The following is a 16,404-nucleotide window of genomic DNA, read 5'->3' as shown; positions in this document are numbered from 1 at the left end:
GGGCCGGTGATCACATCACGCGCTCTCCGCGCCGCCACACCCCACTGACCAGCGGGACGCCGGGCCGGTAGGCCAGGTGGACGTGGCTCGGGGCGTCGAGGAGCGTCAGGTCCGCGCGGGCGCCCGGCGTGAGACGGCCGACGTCGTCGCGCCGCAGGGCCGCGGCCCCGCCCGCCGTGGCCGACCACACGGCCTCGTCGGGGGTCATCCCCATGTCACGTACCGCCAGCGCGATGCAGAACGGCACGGACGAGGTGAAGGACGAGCCGGGGTTGCAGTCCGTGGACAGCGCGACGGTGACACCGGCGTCCAGCAGCCGCCGCGCGTCCGGCCACTCGGCCCGCGTGGAGAACTCGGCGCCCGGCAGCAGGGTGGCGACGGTACGGCTGCCGGCCAGGGCGTCCACGTCGGCGTCCGTGAGGTGGGTGCAGTGGTCGGCGCTGGCGGCGTCGAGCTCGACCGCGAGCTGCACGCCGGGGCCGTACGACAGCTGGTTGGCGTGGACGCGGGGGTGCAGGCCCCGGGCCTTGCCGGCGGTGAGGATCGCGCGGGCCTGGTCGCCGTCGAAGGCGCCCTTCTCGCAGAACACGTCGATCCAGCGGGCGTGCGGGGCGCAGGCGTCGAGCATCTCGCCGGTGACCAGGGCGACATAGCCGGCCGGGTCCTCGGCGTAGTCCGGCGACACGATGTGGGCGCCGAGGTAGGTGACCTCGTCGGTGTGGGCGGCGGCGATGCGCAGGGCGCGGGCCTCGTCCTCGACGGTCAGGCCGTAGCCGGACTTGGTCTCGAAGGTCGTGGTGCCCTGGCGCAGGGCCTCGCGGAGGTAACGGGTGAGGTTGGCCTCCAGTTCCCCGTCGCTCGCCGCCCGCGTGGCCGCGACGGTGGTGCGGATGCCGCCCGCGCCGTACGGCCGCCCGGACATCCGGGCGTTGAACTCCTGCGTCCGGTCGCCCGCGAAGACGAGGTGGGAGTGGGAGTCCACGAAGCCGGGCAGGACCGCCCGGCCGCCGGCGTCGACCCGATTGTCAGTGGCGGGTGCTTTCCTGTGATCACCGGTCCACGCGATGCGGTCGCCCTCGATGACGACGGCCGCGTCCTGGATCAGTCCGAGGGGGGAATTGTCACCGAGGGAGGGGTCGTTGGTGACCAGGGCTGCGATGTTGGTGATGAGCGTGCTTGCGGTGCTCGCGGAGTGGGCGGGGCTGACGGTCGTCGCGTTGCTCATGGCGTCCTTGGTGGCCTGGTCGGCGGTGGGGGCGGGTTCGCTGCCCGGTTTCTTCGGCTTCATCCGCGCAGGGCTGCGACGGCGTCCGCGAGGGCTTTCGGCACATCCGGTACGAGGGAGTGGACCCCGTCCCGTACGACATGCCGACCTGCCACGACCGTATGCGACACGTCCGCTGCCGACGCGGCGAATACGGCCGTCTCGGCCCCGAGCCGCGGAAGCGGCCCTGCCGTCCTGACCGAGTCGAGCGCGATGGTGGTGAAGTCGGCGAGCGCGCCGGGCTGAAGGGCGCCGGCCTCGTCCCAGCCGAGGGCCGCGTGGCCGTCGGCCGAGGCCGCCCGCAGGAGGGCCGCCGCCGTCCAGTGACCGCGGGTGCGGGTGCGCAGCCGCTCGTTCAGCTCCATGGCCCGCGCCTCTTCGAGCAGGTCGATCACGGCGTGGCTGTCGGAGCCGAGACTGAGCGGCGAGCCCTCGTTCTGGAGGGCGGAGGCCGGCCCGATGCCGTCCGCGAGGTCCCGCTCGGTGGTCGGGCACATGCAGGTGCCGGTGCCGCTGCCGCCGATGAGGGAGATGTCCTCGGCGGTGAGGTGGGTGTTGTGGACGCCGGTGGTGCGCGGTCCGAGGACGCCGTGCAGGGCGAGGAGCTGGGTCGGGGTGCACCCGTGGGCCTCCCGGCACGCCTCGTTCTCGGCGGTCTGCTCCGAGAGGTGCACATGGAGCGGGGCTCGCCGCTCCCCGGCCCAGCGTGCGACGGTCTCCAGCTGCTCGGCGGGCACGGCCCGTACGGAGTGGATCGCCGCGCCGATCCGTGCGTGATCCCGTTCCTTGAGAAGTGCAGAGCGGGCGGCCCAGGCCTCGGCGTCCCCGTCGGAGAAGCGGAGCTGATGGGTGGTGGGCGGCTGCCCGAAGCCGGAGGAGAGGTAGGCGGTGTCGAGGAGGGTGATGCGGATGCCGGCTTCGGCGGCGGCCGCGATGAGGGCCTCGCCCATCGCGTTGGGGTCGGCGTAGGGGGCGCCGCCGGGGGCGTGGTGGACATAGTGGAACTCGCCGACCGCCGTGATGCCGGCCAGGGCCATCTCGGCGTACACGGCGCGGGCGAGGGCGTGGTAGCTGTCCGGGGTGAGCCGGGCGGCCGTGGCGTACATGACCTCGCGCCAGGTCCAGAAGGTTCCGGAGCCGACCTGGACGGTGCCGCGCAGGGCGCGGTGGAAGGCGTGGCTGTGGGCGTTGGCCAGGCCGGGCAGGGTGAGCCCGCGCAGCACCTCGGCGCCGGGGGGCGGGGCGGGGGTTCCGGTGCGGACGGCGGTGATGCGGCCGTCCGCGACGTCGAGGGCCACGCCCGGCTCGACATGTGCGCCGAGCCAGGCGTGCTCCAGCCAGTACGTCCACCGGGCTGCTGTCGTCACCTGCACGCCAGTCCTTCCAGTACGTCGGCCAGTGCGAGTACCCCGGCCACGCAGTCGTCCTCGCTCGCGGACTCGGCCGGGGAGTGGGAGACGCCGGTGGGGTTGCGCACGAACAGCATGGCGGTCGGGATGCTCCCCGACAGGATCCCGGCGTCGTGTCCGGCGCCGGTGCCGAGGACGGGGACGGTGAGGCCGGTGTCCGTGCCGAGGATGCGGGCGAGTTCGTCGCGCAGGGCGTGGTCGAACTCGACGACGGGGGTGAAGGACTCCCGGACGACGTCGAGGTCGATGCCGTGCGCGTCCGCGTAGCTCCGGGCCGCCTTCTCGATGCCGCCGACCACGGTGTCGAGGCTCGTCTGGTCCTCGGCGCGGGAGTCGAGCCAGCCGCGCACCAGTGAGGGGATGGCGTTGACGCCGTTGGGCTCCACGGCGATCTTGCCGAAGGTGGCGACGGCTCCGGCGAGTTCGGCCTCGCGCCGCGCGGCGAGGACGGTCTCGGCGTAGGACAGCATGGGGTCGCGCCGGTCGGCGAGGCGGGTGGTGCCGGCGTGGTTGGCCTCGCCGCGGAAGTCGAACCGCCACCGGCCGTGCGGCCAGATGGCGCTGGCGATGCCGACCCGGTCGCCGGACAGGTCCAGGGCCCGGCCCTGCTCGACGTGCAGTTCGACGAAGGCGCCGATGCCGGCGAGCCGTTCGGGGTCCGGCCCGATGGTGTCAGGGTCGTAGCCGGCCGCTTCCATGGCCCGGGGCAGCGTCACTCCGTCACCGTCGGTGAGCCGGTGCGCCTGCTCGCGGGTGAGCTGCCCGGCGGTGAGCCGGGATCCGACGCAGGCGAGCCCGAACCGGGCGCCCTCCTCGTCACCGAAGTTCACGATGCCGAGGGGCCGGGTGAAGCGGGCGTTCCTGCCGCGCAGTTCGTCCAGCGCTGCGAAGGCGGACACCACTCCGAGGGGGCCGTCGAAGGCGCCGCCGTCCGGCACGGAGTCGAGGTGCGATCCGGTGACGACGGCGTCGCCCTCGGCGGGGTCGCCGAGCCAGGCCCACTGGTTGCCGTTCCGGTCGACCTCGTGGGCGAGGCCGCGCGCGCGGGCCTGGTCCTCGAACCAGGCGCGGCAGTCGGCGTCGGCGTCCGTCCAGGCGAAACGGCGGTAGCCGCCGGACGCGGAGCTACGGCCGACCGGCAGCAGCTCCGCCCACATGCTGTGGAAACTCACGCGCCGTCACCCTCGCGCATCGGGACGCGCACGCCCCGCTCCCCCGCCACCGACTCCGCGATGTCGTATCCGGCGTCGACATGGCGGATGACGCCCATGCCGGGGTCGTTGGTGAGCACCCGGCGGATCTTCTCGCCCGCGAGCGGCGTACCGTCGGCCACGGTCACCTGCCCGGCGTGGATCGACCGGCCCATGCCGACGCCGCCGCCGTGGTGGATCGACACCCAGGACGCCCCGGACGCCACGTTCACCATGGCGTTCAGCAGCGGCCAGTCGGCGATCGCGTCGGACCCGTCGAGCATGGCCTCGGTCTCGCGGTAGGGGGACGCGACGGAGCCGCAGTCGAGGTGGTCGCGGCCGATGACGACCGGCGCGGCCAGCTCCCCGCTCGCGACCATGTCGTTGAACCGCTCACCGGCCTTGTCCCGCTCGCCGTAGCCGAGCCAGCAGATCCGGGCGGGCAGGCCCTGGAAGTGGACGCGTTCACCGGCCATCTTGATCCAGCGGGCGAGGGACTCGTTCTCCGGGAAAAGGTCGAGGATCGCCTTGTCGGTCTTGGCGATGTCGGAGGCCTCGCCGGACAGGGCGGCCCAGCGGAACGGGCCCTTGCCCTCGCAGAACAGAGGCCGGATGTAGGCGGGGACGAAGCCGGGGAAGGCGAAGGCCCGGTCGTATCCGGCGAGCTGGGCCTCCCCGCGGATGGAGTTGCCGTAGTCGAAGACCTCGGCGCCGGCGTCCATGAAGCCGACCATGGCCTCCACGTGCCGGGCCATGGACTCGCGGGCCCGGGTGGTGAAGCCGGCCGGGTCCTTGGCGGCGGCGTCGGCCATGTCCTCGAAGGCGGTGCCCAGCGGGAGGTAGGCCAGCGGGTCGTGGGCCGAGGTCTGGTCGGTGACGATGTCGATGGGCGCGCCCAGGGCGAGGAGCTGCGGCACCAGTTCGGCCGCGTTGCCGAGGACGCCGATGGAGAGGGGGCGGCGGGCGTCGCGCGCCTCGGTCGCCAGCTTCAGGGCATGGTCGAGGCTGTCGGCCTTCACGTCGAGGTACCGGTGCTCGATGCGCCGCTCGATGGCACGCGGGTCGCAGTCGATGCAGATCGCCACGCCGTCGTTCATGGTCACGGCGAGGGGCTGGGCGCCGCCCATGCCGCCGAGGCCGGCGGTCAGGGTGATGGTCCCGGCCAGCGTCCCGCCGAACTTCTTGGCGGCGACGGCGGCGAAGGTCTCGTAGGTGCCCTGGAGGATGCCCTGGGTGCCGATGTAGATCCAGGAGCCGGCGGTCATCTGCCCGTACATGGTCAGGCCGAGCTGTTCGAGGCGGCGGAACTCCTCCCAGTTGGCCCAGTCGCCGACGAGGTTGGAGTTGGCGATGAGGACGCGCGGGGCCCACTCGTGGGTCTGCATGACGCCGACCGGGCGGCCGGACTGGACCAGCATGGTCTCGTCCTGCTTCAGCCCCTTCAGCGTGCGCACCATGGCGTCGAAGGAGCGCCAGTCGCGTGCCGCCTTGCCGGTGCCGCCGTAGACGACGAGCTTGTCGGGGTGCTCGGCGACCTCCGGGTCGAGGTTGTTCTGCAACATCCGCAGGGCGGCTTCCTGCTGCCATCCCAGGGCGCTCGGTTCCGTGCCGCGCGGTGCTCGGACGGGGCGGGGTCCTGACATGGTCTGCCTCCTGGGTGGGTGCTCCCGGCGGGATGTTGCTGTTCCTATTCACATCCTGGACTCATGAATAGAGCTAGTCAATACGTCGGGGCGTCGGCGTGGCGGTGCCATGGGTGTTTGGCTGGATGCATGGGCGCACACAGCGAGGCGGCAGAGGCGGACGACAGCGGGGCCGGACGGGCGGCCCGGCGGGACGAGGCGGTGCGGGCCGCCGTGGAGCAAGGGCTGCTCGGGCCCGACAGCCCCATCGTCGGGTTGCTGGACGTCACCGGCATCCGGGAGTCGGCGGCCCGGCTGCGGGCGGCGTTCGCCGCGGTGGTGGCGCCGGGCACGCCCGTGCTGCACGCCTTCGCGGTGAAGGCGACCCCGCTGGTGCCGGTGCTGCGGCTGCTGCGGGAGGAGGGCGTCGGCGCGGAGGTGGCGAGCCCGGGTGAGCTGGCCCTGGCGCGGGCGGCGGGCATGCCGGTGGAGATGACGGTGCTCGACTCCCCGGCGAAGACCCCGGCCGAGCTGCGCGAGGCGCTGTCCCTGGGCATCGCCGTCAACGCCGACAATCCGCAGGAGCTGGACCGCATCGATGCCCTGATGCGGTCACGGACCAGCCGCTCCCCTCTGGGAATCCGGGTGAACCCGCAGGTCGGCGGGGGTTCCATCGAGGCGTTGTCCACGGCGACGGCCACCTCGAAGTTCGGCGTGGCGCTGCGCGACGAGGGGGCCCGGGAGTGGGTCGTCCAGGCGTATCTGGACCGGCCGTGGCTGACCCGGCTGCACGCGCACACCGGGTCCCAGGGGATCCCGTTGGCCCTGATGGCGCGGGGCGTGGCGGAGACGTACGCGCTGGCGGAGGAGATCAACCGGCGGGCCGGGCGGCGGCAGGTCGACACGCTCGACATCGGCGGCGGCCTGCCGGTGAACTTCGCGTCGGAGGCGACGGTCCCGACGTACGCGCAGTACGCGCGGCTGCTGGCCGAGGAGGTGCCGGGGCTGCTCGACGGGCGGTACGGGCTGGTCACCGAGTTCGGACGGTCACTGCTGGCGAAGCACGGGACGGTGGTGGCGCGCGTCGAGTACGCGAAGGCCTCCGGCGGGCGGGCGGTGGCGGTGACGCATGCCGGGGTGCAGGTGGCCGCACGGACGGTGTACGCGCCGGGGAGCTGGCCGTTGCGCATCGCCGCCTACGACGCGAAGGGGCGGCCGAAGGAGGGGCCCGACGTCGTGCAGGACGTCGCGGGGCCTGCCTGTTTCGCGGGGGACCTGCTGGCGGAGGGCCGGTCCATGCCGCTGCTGGAGCAGGGGGACTACGCGGCGGCGCTGGACACCGGGGCGTACTACTTCGCGCACCACTACGGGTACAACTCGCTGGTGCGGCCGGGGGTGTACGGCTTCGGGCCGGGCGGGCGCTTCGCGGTGGTGCGGCGGGCGCAGACCGTGGAGGAGGTCGTCGCCGAGTCGGGTGGGGCGCAGGTGGACGCGCTGACGCGAGCGCGGTGGGAGGTTCCGTAGGACCCGGCCGCGGGCGCGGTGTGGCTTGTCGCGCCCGCGCGGCGGAGCCGCACATCGATACGGCCCCGCGTCCCTGAAACGGGCGTCACACCAGCGCCGGTGACTTCCTCCGGGCTCCTCCCGGCGCCGCGTCCCCCGCCGCGATGCCGGTGCTGCGGTACGCCTTGACGCGCTTGCCGGCCGGGTGGGCCGCTCCCCCGCGCAGCCAGTCCACGCGGACCCACAACAGTGCCTCGTCGGCCTGCTCCCGGCGGCCCAGCCAGGCCGACTTCAGCCACAGCCCCGCCCCGCAGCCGGCCAGCAGCATGCCCCCGGCCGCCGGGGCCGCGAAGGCGCTGCCGAGGGCTGCGAGGAAGGCGATCAGGAGCCACCAGCGGTGGCCCCGGCGCCAGTTGCGTACCGTGACCGCGCGGTCCTGGAGCACGTCGTGCTTTCCGGCCCGGGACGCCGATGCGGCCAGGGCCGCGTAGCGCCGGCGACGGCTGTACGCCACGGCGGCCGTCGCCAGGACGAAGAGGGCCGCTCCGGCCAGGACGCCGATGCGGCGTCCGGTCAGGCCCGGTGCGAGCAGGCCGATGCCCGCCGCGAGAACGCCCAGCCACCACAGCGGGGCCGCCCCCGCCCGTACGACGACGGCCACCCGGGCCAGTCCCTGTCCTCCGCGTGTCACGCTAAGCCTCCGTCCGGTCTGCGAAGCCTTGGGAAGACGTACGGTAGCCACGCAACGTGAGACGAGTCTGAGAAGACGCCGGACGTGGCGTCAGTCGACGAACAGGCCCCGCGCCGCCGCCTTCGTGTCGAACTCCTCCAGGCGGGACTGGGCCTGGGGCAGGTCGTCGCACATGGCCTCCAGCAGGACCCGGCCGAGCAGCATCGGCGCACAGGCCGTGTCGAAGGCGAGGCCGGTGCCCACCGCGGCGGGCAGCAGCAGGTCGGACACCTTGGCGACGGGTGCGAACGCGGAGTCGGCGACCGTGACGACGGTCAGCCCGGCCTCCTTGGCGTAGGCGAGGGTGTCGACGACCTCGCGGGGGTGCCGGGGCAGCGCGAAACAGAGCAGTGCGCTCGCGCCGGCCCGGACGGCGGCGTCGATGCGGTCCTGGACCATCGTGCCGCCCTCGCCGAGCAGCCGTACGTCGGGGTGGACCTTGGCGGCGAAGTAGGCGAAGCCGTGCGCCTGGGCGGCGGCCGCCCGCAGGCCGAGGACCAGCAGCGGGCGGGAGGCCGCGAGGACCTGCCCCGCGCGCCGGACGGGCGCGGGGTCGGCCAGTGCCTCCGCCAGGTGCCGCAGGTTCTCGATCTCGGCCTCGACGGCCTGCTGGTACTCGTTGTGGGCCCCGGTCTCCGCGGCGGGCTCGGCGGGGGCGACCTCGCGCAGATGGCGGCGCAGGGCGGGGTAGCCGTCGAAGCCGAGGGCGACGGCGAAGCGGGTCACGGACGGCTGGCTGACCCCGGCCAGCTCGGCGAGCTCCACACTCGACAGGAACGGCACGTCGGCGGCGCGCCGCACCATGCTGTGCGCGATGCGCCGCTGGGTCGGCGTCAGCCGGTGGCCCTCGAAGAGCGCCTGGAGCCGCGCGGCAGGGCTGTCGGTCACGCTCATGACGTGCTCCCCCTCGCCTATTCAGTAGCTGAGGATTCTGCATGAGCATATGCAGAGCGGCAAGCCGGGCCGGAGGACGGCGGCGGTACGGAGGGTGGGCGGCCCTCCTGCACGCTCGACAACTTCATCGTGACGGACGGCTGTCAGGCCGCGTCCCAGCCGCACCGGTCAGGAGACAGGCCCCTCGGTCACGTGTACGTCGGGGTGTCCGCGGACCGGCCGGCCGTGGTCGGGGCAGGCGCCGGGCCCGCGATCAGAAGCGGCCGGCCATCCCCGGGATGCCCGGCGGTGTCGGGAGCGGCAGCCGGTTGGGGGTGTGGCGTTCGTCCGCGGCCGGAGCGGCCTTGCAGGTCACGTCTTCAGTGGGGAGTTTGCCGGTGGTCAGGTAGGTGGTGGCGGTCTTGTCGGCGCACGACTTGTTGCCGTAGATGCCGTGTCCGACACCTCCGGCGACCGTGACCATCTTCGAGCCCTTCATGGCGCGGCGCAGGCCCTGGCCGCTGGTCAGCGGCGTCTGGGAATCCCACTCGTTCTGGAGGATCAGCGCGCGCACCTTGTTGCCGATCCTGGTGGCGGGCTCACTGCCGGTCTTCTTCCAGAAGGCGCAGGGCTTGATGTGGGAGGCGAAGTCGCCGTACAGCGGGTACCTGGCCTTGTCCCGGATCGCATCCTTGCGGTACTGCTCGGGGTCGCGAGGCCAGGCGCGGGTGTCGGCGCAGACGACGGCCCAGAAGCCGGCGTCGCCGTTGTCCTCGGGCACGGTCCGGCCGAAGGCCGGCGCAACGGGCTCGGGTGTCCTGAGTTCCCGGTCGGCGGACTGGGGAGCTCCGGCGGCGGCCTTCTTGACCTCGGCGACCGCTTCGGCGGCGTCGCGCGTGCCGAAGAACATGCCCCGGAAGCCTTGGCGGATGTCGTCACCGGTCAGCAGCGTGCCGTCGAGGTCGATCGGCTTGCGGTCGGCCTGGGCGACCAGGCCGTAGAAGGTCCCCCGGACCGCCTCGGGAGTCCGGCCCAGCTTGTAGGTGCTGTGCCGCGCGGCGGTCCACTCGGTCCATCGGGTGAAGGCGGGCTCGGCGCCCTCCGCCCAGACCTGGATCATCCCGCGCCAGATGCGGGCCGGGTCGACGGCGCTGTCCAGTACGAAGCGGTCGGTGCGCTTGGGGAACATCTGCGTGTACACGGCGCCGAGGTAGGTGCCGTAGGAGTATCCGAGGTAGGAGATCTTCTTCTCGCCGAGCACGGCGCGGATGACGTCCATGTCCCGGGCGGTGTTGCGGGTGGTGATGTGGCGCAGCTTGTCGCCCTGCTTCTTGTCGCATTTCTCTGCGACGGTCCGGGCCCACTTCACGTCCTTGGTGAACGTCTCGGCTTTGTACGGCCGGTCCCAGTTCCGCTCGTCGGACGTCAGGCCACAGCCGACGGGGGAACTTAGGCCGATGCCCCGCGGGTCGAAGCCGACGAGGTCGTACTTGTTCTTCACGGCCTTGGGAAGCTCGTCGGCCATGTACTGAGGCATGTCGACTCCAGGCCCGCCCGGGCCACCGGGGTTGAGAAGAAGCACACCGCGCCGTTCCTTCTTGGTGCTCGTCTTCATCCTGGATATCGCGAGGTCGAGCTTCTTGGCGCCCGGTCTGCCGTAGTCGAGCGGCACTTTGATCGTGGCGCACTGAAGGGAGGCGGGCAGCTCCCTGTCGCAGCGGTGCCAGGCCGGTTTCTGCTGGAGGTAGGGGCGAAGGGGGTTCTCCGCGGCGGCCGCAGTGGCAGGGGCCAGCACGGGGACCAGCGGGGTGACGGCACTGACCGCGAGAAAGAGGGCTATTCGACTGTTGCGCACGCGAGTTGGGTCCTTGAGTCGATGCGTAGGGGACGCACCCACCCTGCCGCGCGCGCAATGCGGATTGATCCCTCCACGGGGCAGTGTTTCTCTCCCACCTGGGGTGTACGGGGAGTTGGGGCGGATAGTGCTGGAGTCGGACAACCGCGACCGGCTGTTTGCCATCTATCAAACTTGCTGTTCCGCAAGGAAGTTGACTCATGAGCGGCGGTGGCCGGTCGGTCGGCACCTGGGGGCTCTCAGCGGTACGACCGGTAGCCCCCCGCGGAACCGGGGGGCTAACCCCAGTGCGGCCGGTGCCGCCCCTTCCTACCGTGGACGGCATGACGGGAATGGACGCGCGGGACGCCGACCTGAAGAGGGAGCTCGACGCCACCCTGCACGCTCGCAGGGATCTGGGCGAGGAGTACGAGTCGGCGCTGGTCGACTCGTTCCTGGAGAAGGTCGACCAGCGGATCGACGGCGCGGTGGAGCGCCGGGTGCGCCGGCAGCTCGCCGAACAGCAGATGCAGCTGGCCCGGGACTCCCGGTCGCCGAAGGCCACGGACTACTGGGGCGAGCGGTTCGGCTTCGGAATCGTCTCCCTGGTCCTCGCGGTGCCGCTGTCGGCGATCGCCGGGGGTGTGGGGCGCCTGCCCGGCCTGCTCGTCGCCTGGGCGGGCATCGTCGGCGTCAACATCGTGCAGGCGGTCCGGACCGATCCGAACCTCTTCGGCCGCCGCAAGTCCTCCCAGGGCGGTGACTGGGAGGACTGAGACCCCCGTCCAGCCCGCGCCCGGGTCAGACCTGACGCGTCGGCAGCGCGACGATCTGCCGCAAATTGACCCGCCGCGGCCGGCTCGTCACGTAGGCCACCAGGTCGGCCAGCTCCTCGGCGGACAGTGCGCCCACCGCGTCGAGCATGCCCTCCACCTGCCGGGACAGTTCGGCGTCGGAGATGTGGGTGCGCAGCTCGCTCTCCACGAACCCGGGCTCGATGTTGGTGACCCGGACGTCCCGGGGCCCGAACTCCCCGCGCAGTGCTTCCGACAGGTAGGTGACCGCCGCCTTGGTCGCGCCGTACACCGCGTAGTTCGGGAAGCTGAGGTGCGCGGCGATGGACGAGATGTTCACGATGTCGGCCGTACGGCCGTCCGCGGCGGCGTCCACCAGGTCGCCGGTGAAGGCGCCGATCATCCGCAGCACCCCGGCGACGTTGGTGTCGAGCATCCGCTGCCACTCGTCGGCGCGCCGGGCGTCCACGGGGTGGGGCAGCATGACGCCGGCGCAGTTCACGACCAGGTCGGCGGTCCCGTACTCCGCGTGGACGCGGTCGGCGGCGTCCGCCACGGCCGTCTCGTCGGTGACGTCCGCGACGACGGCCAGGGCCTGTCCGCCGTCGGCCCGGATCTTCCCGGCGATCGCCGTCAGCCGTTCCGCCCGCCGGGCCACCAGGGCCACCCGGGCCCCGTGTGCGGCCAGCAGCACGGCGACGGCCTCGCCGATCCCGCTCGCGGCTCCGGTGACGACGGCGGTACGGCCGGCCAGGTTGTCGTACGACATGGGGTACCCCCTCGGTGACGGCCGGGGCGTCTCCCCGGCCTCGGCCACCACCCTCGGCGGCTTCGGCCGCGCCACCCAGGGCTGCGCTCATCCTGGGTCCGGCAGTACCAGGTTCGCCGGGCCCGGGCGGCCTAGGCTCGGACCCATGGACGGAGAACTGGGAGACTTCCTGCGCTCGCGCCGCGCCCGGATCCGGCCGGACGAGGTGGGGCTGCCCTCGTACGGCCGTCGCCGCGTCCCGGGTCTGCGCCGCGAGGAGGTGGCGCAGCTGGCCGGGGTGAGCGTCGACTACTACGTCCGCCTCGAACAGGGCAGGGGGCCCGGGGACCCCGGCCGGACCAAGTCCGGGGGTGTCTCGGACGCCGTACTGGACGCGATCGCCCGGGTGCTGCGGCTGGACGAGGCCGAGCACGCGTATCTGCGGGCGGTGGCCCGGCCGCGCCGGCAGGACGGGCACGGGCCCGCCGCGTCCCGGGTGCGCCCGGGTGTCCGGCTGCTCCTGGACGGCATGGACCGCAACCCCGCCTACGTCCTGGACCACCGCATGGAGGTCCTCGCCTGGAACGCCCTCGCCGACGCCGTGCTCGGCTTCAGCGGCCCGGGCGACCTCAGCCTGCCGCGCCGGCTCTTCCTCGACCCCGCCTCGTACGAGCTCTACCCGGACCGGCCCGCGATCGCCGCCCAGACGGTCGCGCACCTGCGCCTCCAGGCGGGCCACCATCCCGGTGACCCCGCGACGGGCGAACTCGTCGCCGAACTCACCCGCGCCAGCGAGGAGTTCCGCCGTCTGTGGGCCGACCATCTGGTCCGCCCCTGCGACCACGGCGTGAAGGTCCTCCGGCACCCGGTAGCGGGCCTGCTGACCCTCCCCTACGAGACCCTCACGATTCCGTCGGCCCCGGACCAGACGATCGTGGCTTACACGCCCGAGCCGGGCTCGGAGACGGCGGAGCGCCTGGCACTGCTGGGGAGCTGGTCCTCAGTCGTCCCCGAAGCCCCGGAACGTGCCTGAGGGGCCCGCGGCGTCGGCGTACTCGGCGAAGTCCATGTTCGCGATGCTGAGGTTGGCGGATATCTCCGGGTACCAGCGGACCGGGACGCGGAAGGTCCGCCCCGGCTCCGTGAAGAGGTCCACGGCCAGCAGCGGGTGCTCCGGGCCGGCCAGGGCCGTGGCGTCGGCGAGGAAGACCTCGCAGATCCGCTCGTCCTCCCCGGCCGCCGACTCCTCGGCCAGCAGCGCCTGAATGCCGGCGCCGGCGAAACGCGGATCGCTGACGGGGGTGGCACACGGATACGCGTCGGCCCCGTCGAGAGCGGCGCACAGCGCCTCCCACGCCGCGTCGTCGCCGAAGTCGGTGCGCAGGACGAGCGTGGTGAGGTCGTGGGGCTGGGGCAGTGGCATGCCGGGATCCTGCCATCCGCCACTGACAGCCCCGCGCCCGCAGGGCCGGGAAGGAAAATGCGCGGGGACCGCCGCACCCCCGTGAACGGGGGGCGGGACGACGGCGGTCCCCGCGAAGGACGCGGGCCCGGTCAGGGCCGGGCGTGCGCGTCCATGGCGTCCGTGGAGGTCCGGGAGCCGCTCCGGAGGTCCTGTGACGCCGTTCGGCGCCGGCCGGGGCGGGGAGCCGCTCCCGCCCTTGCCGACATCCACCAATGTGCAGGACGCGTGTTAAGCGGGTGCTGCGCGAACGTGACACCCGCGTACCGGTTCCGCGACGTCCGCGAAGATCACGGACGCCGCAAATTCACCCGGTTCACGGGCAGTTCACCGGGGGTTGGCCGTCACTTCCCCGTGCGGGCGAGGAAGGACAGCAGGTCCTGCCGGCTGACCACACCGGTCGGCTTGCCCTCGACGAGGACGATCGCCGCGTCCGCCTTGCCCAGCACGGCCATCAGGTCGGCGACGGGTTCGCCGGAGCCGACCTGGGGCAGCGGGCCGGACATGTGCTTCTCCAGCGGGTCGTCGAGCGAGGCGCTCTTGCTGAACAGCGCGTCCAGCAGCTCGCGTTCGACGACGGAGCCGACGACCTCGGCCGCCATCACGTCGGGGTGGCCGGCGCCCGGCTTGACGACCGGCATCTGCGAGACGCCGTACTCGCGCAGCACGTCGATGGCCTGACCGACCGTCTCCTCCGGGTGCATGTGGACGAGGGAGGGCATGCGGTCGCCCTCCTTGTCGTTCAGCACGTCGCCGACGCGGGCGCTGGGGCCCGCGTCCTCCAGGAAGCCGTAGTCGGCCATCCACTCGTCGTTGAAGATCTTGCTGAGGTAGCCGCGGCCGCTGTCCGGCAGCAGCACCACCACGACGTCGTCCTCGCCGAGCCGCGCGGCGACCTCCAGCGCGGCCACGACGGCCATGCCGCAGGAGCCGCCGACGAGCAGGCCCTCCTCCTTGGCGAGGCGGCGGGTCATCTGGAAGGAGTCCTTGTCGGACACGGCGACGATCTCGTCCGCGACGGTCCGGTCGTAGGCGGTCGGCCAGAAGTCCTCACCGACACCCTCGACGAGGTAGGGCCGGCCGGAGCCGCCGGAGTAGACGGAGCCCTCGGGGTCCGCGCCGACGGCCTTCACCGAGCCGTCGCTGACCTCCTTGAGGTAGCGGCCGGTCCCGGAGATGGTGCCGCCGGTGCCCACGCCCGCCACGAAGTGGGTGATCTTCCCCTCCGTCTGCTCCCACAGCTCGGGGCCGGTCGAGTGGTAGTGGGAGAGCGGGTTGTTCGGGTTGGAGTACTGGTCGGGCTTCCAGGCTCCGGGCGTCTCGCGGACCAGCCGGTCGGAGACGTTGTAGTAGGAGTCCGGGTGCTCGGGGTCGACGGCGGTCGGGCACACCACGACCTCGGCGCCGTACGCGCGCAGCACGTTGATCTTGTCGGTGCTCACCTTGTCGGGGCACACGAAGATGCACTTGTACCCCTTCTGCTGGGCGACGATGGCGAGCCCGACACCGGTGTTGCCGCTGGTCGGCTCGACGATCGTGCCGCCGGGCTTGAGCGCGCCGCTCTCCTCCGCCGCCTCGATCATGCGCAGGGCGATGCGGTCCTTCACGGAACCGCCGGGGTTGAAGTACTCCACCTTGGCCAGGACGGTCGCCCTGATGCCCTTGGTCACGCTGTTGAGCTTCACCAGCGGGGTGTTGCCGACGAGGCTGATCATCGAGTCGTGGAACTGCACCGTTGTCTCCGGATGCCGCAGAAGTGGTCTTAGTGGTGCCGCCAGCCTATGTGCTGCCGGTGGTCCGTGACGGTCGTTCACTCCCCGTTGAGATTGGACGACGGGCTGTACGGGGCAAGCACTGGGTGTACGGGTTCGAGGAGGTGGCGGCGACGCATGACGAGCATGTCGAGGGCGAGGGTGGCCCGGCGGATCGCGGCCGGCGCGGCTTATGGCGGCGGCGGAATCGGTCTGGCCGGAGCGGCCACGGTGGGGCTGGTGCTGGCGGAGGTGCAACTGGCGCGGCGCCGGGTGAGCAACGGCACGTCACCGCACGTGCCGCAGGCGGACGGGCTGTACGGCCGTATGTACGCCGGTCCGGCCGAGGCACCGCTGCGGCTGACGATGCTGGGCGACTCCACGGCCGCGGGCCAGGGCGTGCACCGCGGCGGGCAGACCCCGGGGGCGCTCCTGGCTTCGGGGCTCGCGGCGCTGGCCGAGCGCCCGGTGGAGCTGCGCACGGTGGCGACCCCGGGCGCCTGTTCGGACGACCTGGACCGCCAGGTGGCCCTGGTGCTGGCCGCTCCCGATCCCGTGCCCGACATCTGCGTGATCATGGTCGGCGCGAACGACGTCACCCACCGCATGCCCGCGACACGCTCGGTGCGCCATCTGGCCTCGGCGGTTCGCCGGCTGCGCACGGCCGGTGCGGAGGTCGTGGTCGGCACCTGCCCCGATCTCGGCACGATCGAGCCGGTGCGGCAGCCCTTGCGCTGGCTGGCCCGGCGGGCCTCGCGCCAGCTGGCGGCCGCCCAGACGATCGGAGTCGTCGAACAGGGCGGCCGCACCGTGTCGCTCGGTGACCTGCTGGGCCCCGAGTTCGCCGAGAACCCGCGCGAGCTGTTCGGCCCCGACAGTTACCACCCTTCCGCCGAGGGCTACGCGACGGCGGCGATGGCGGTCCTGCCGACCGTCTGCGCCTCCCTGGGCCTGTGGCCGGCCGAGGAGGAGCGCCCGGACGCATCCCGCCGCGAGGGCTTCCTGCCGGTGGCACGGGCGGCGGCGGAGGCTGCCTCGGAGGCGGGCACGGAGGTCGCGGCAGCGATGCCGAGCGGACCGCGCGGGCCCTGGGCCCTGCTGAAGCGCCGGCGGCGCCGGCGGGTACCCGAGCAGGAGCCGGCCCCCGCTACTCCCACGAACTAGGAGCAGACAAAGCAAGCGCTTGGAAACTGCGGCCAGGGTCACACCGCGACACCAGTGACC

Annotated in this window: 14 protein-coding genes; 4 read left to right on the top strand and 10 right to left on the bottom strand. The window is 72.8% G+C overall.

Translation table 11 applies throughout. The annotated features are described in order from the left end of the window. Positions 1 to 10: 10 nt before the first annotated feature. From hutI to hutU, 4 genes are read right to left on the bottom strand one after another with little or no spacing between them, the layout of a single operon-like run. Positions 11 to 1,288 carry an imidazolonepropionase gene (gene hutI, locus HNR57_RS20115; protein ID WP_184561381.1) on the bottom strand — a complete coding sequence of 426 codons (1,278 nt, stop codon included), beginning with the start codon at positions 1,286 to 1,288 and terminating at the stop codon, positions 11 to 13. Beyond that, entirely contained in the window at positions 1,285 to 2,637 is a 1,353-nt protein-coding gene (locus HNR57_RS20110) for a formimidoylglutamate deiminase (protein WP_184561380.1), read from the bottom strand. The genes hutI and HNR57_RS20110 overlap by 4 nt, the downstream gene beginning before the upstream one ends. Further along, a complete protein-coding gene (locus HNR57_RS20105) occupies positions 2,628 to 3,845 on the bottom strand; it encodes an allantoate amidohydrolase (protein ID WP_184561379.1) in 1,218 nt (405 codons plus the stop codon). Before HNR57_RS20105 ends, HNR57_RS20110 begins: the two co-directional genes overlap by 10 nt. Next, positions 3,842 to 5,506, bottom strand: a complete 1,665-nt coding sequence (hutU, locus tag HNR57_RS20100) for a urocanate hydratase (protein ID WP_184561378.1) — start codon at positions 5,504 to 5,506, stop codon at positions 3,842 to 3,844. The genes HNR57_RS20105 and hutU overlap by 4 nt, the downstream gene beginning before the upstream one ends. 129 nt (positions 5,507 to 5,635) lie before the next feature. Here hutU and HNR57_RS20095 point away from each other — a divergent pair, with 129 nt between their 5' ends. After that, positions 5,636 to 7,009 (top strand): type III PLP-dependent enzyme domain-containing protein, encoded by a 1,374-nt coding sequence (locus HNR57_RS20095; protein ID WP_184561377.1) that lies wholly within the window; start codon positions 5,636 to 5,638, stop codon positions 7,007 to 7,009. Between the two features lie 85 nt (positions 7,010 to 7,094). Here HNR57_RS20095 and HNR57_RS20090 read toward each other — a convergent pair whose 3' ends face one another. The 3 genes from HNR57_RS20090 to HNR57_RS20080 form a co-directional block, all read right to left on the bottom strand. Next, the gene (locus HNR57_RS20090) at positions 7,095 to 7,679 is read right to left on the bottom strand and encodes a hypothetical protein (RefSeq protein ID WP_184561376.1); all 585 of its coding nucleotides are present in this window, start codon (positions 7,677 to 7,679) and stop codon (positions 7,095 to 7,097) included. 90 nt (positions 7,680 to 7,769) lie between these two features. Further along, positions 7,770 to 8,612 (bottom strand): MurR/RpiR family transcriptional regulator, encoded by an 843-nt coding sequence (locus HNR57_RS20085; protein ID WP_184561375.1) that lies wholly within the window; start codon positions 8,610 to 8,612, stop codon positions 7,770 to 7,772. A gap of 253 nt (positions 8,613 to 8,865) precedes the next feature. Continuing rightward, positions 8,866 to 10,446 (bottom strand): alpha/beta hydrolase, encoded by a 1,581-nt coding sequence (locus tag HNR57_RS20080; protein ID WP_184561374.1) that lies wholly within the window; start codon positions 10,444 to 10,446, stop codon positions 8,866 to 8,868. Between the two features lie 332 nt (positions 10,447 to 10,778). On the opposite strand from HNR57_RS20080, the gene HNR57_RS20075 reads away from it, so the two are divergent. Continuing rightward, positions 10,779 to 11,201: a hypothetical protein gene (locus tag HNR57_RS20075; RefSeq protein ID WP_184561460.1), complete on the top strand. Its 423-nt coding sequence runs from the start codon at positions 10,779 to 10,781 to the stop codon at positions 11,199 to 11,201. A 25-nt stretch (positions 11,202 to 11,226) separates the two neighbouring features. On the opposite strand, the gene HNR57_RS20070 is transcribed toward HNR57_RS20075, so the two are convergent. Next, positions 11,227 to 11,988: an SDR family oxidoreductase gene (locus tag HNR57_RS20070; RefSeq protein ID WP_184561373.1), complete on the bottom strand. Its 762-nt coding sequence runs from the start codon at positions 11,986 to 11,988 to the stop codon at positions 11,227 to 11,229. A gap of 145 nt (positions 11,989 to 12,133) precedes the next feature. Here HNR57_RS20070 and HNR57_RS20065 point away from each other — a divergent pair, with 145 nt between their 5' ends. Further along, positions 12,134 to 13,000 (top strand): helix-turn-helix transcriptional regulator, encoded by an 867-nt coding sequence (locus HNR57_RS20065; protein ID WP_184561372.1) that lies wholly within the window; start codon positions 12,134 to 12,136, stop codon positions 12,998 to 13,000. Here HNR57_RS20065 and HNR57_RS20060 read toward each other — a convergent pair. Both HNR57_RS20060 and HNR57_RS20055 read right to left on the bottom strand, forming a co-directional pair. Then, on the bottom strand, positions 12,968 to 13,390 hold the full coding sequence (locus tag HNR57_RS20060; protein ID WP_184561371.1) for a DUF6924 domain-containing protein: 423 nt from the start codon (positions 13,388 to 13,390) through the stop codon (positions 12,968 to 12,970). The two genes, HNR57_RS20065 and HNR57_RS20060, sit on opposite strands and share 33 nt — an antisense overlap. A 383-nt stretch (positions 13,391 to 13,773) precedes the next feature. Then, the gene (locus HNR57_RS20055) at positions 13,774 to 15,162 is read right to left on the bottom strand and encodes a cystathionine beta-synthase (RefSeq protein ID WP_184561370.1); all 1,389 of its coding nucleotides are present in this window, start codon (positions 15,160 to 15,162) and stop codon (positions 13,774 to 13,776) included. A gap of 156 nt (positions 15,163 to 15,318) precedes the next feature. Here HNR57_RS20055 and HNR57_RS20050 point away from each other — a divergent pair, with 156 nt between their 5' ends. After that, the gene (locus HNR57_RS20050; RefSeq protein WP_184561369.1) at positions 15,319 to 16,344 is read left to right on the top strand and encodes an SGNH/GDSL hydrolase family protein; all 1,026 of its coding nucleotides are present in this window, start codon (positions 15,319 to 15,321) and stop codon (positions 16,342 to 16,344) included. Positions 16,345 to 16,404: the final 60 nt, after the last annotated feature.

The organism is Streptomyces paradoxus (genome assembly GCF_014202475.1).
GTDB classification, from domain to species: Bacteria; Actinomycetota; Actinomycetes; order Streptomycetales; family Streptomycetaceae; genus Streptomyces; species Streptomyces paradoxus.
Note: the sequence above shows the minus strand (reverse complement) of the source record. Positions and strands in the feature narration are given on the sequence as shown.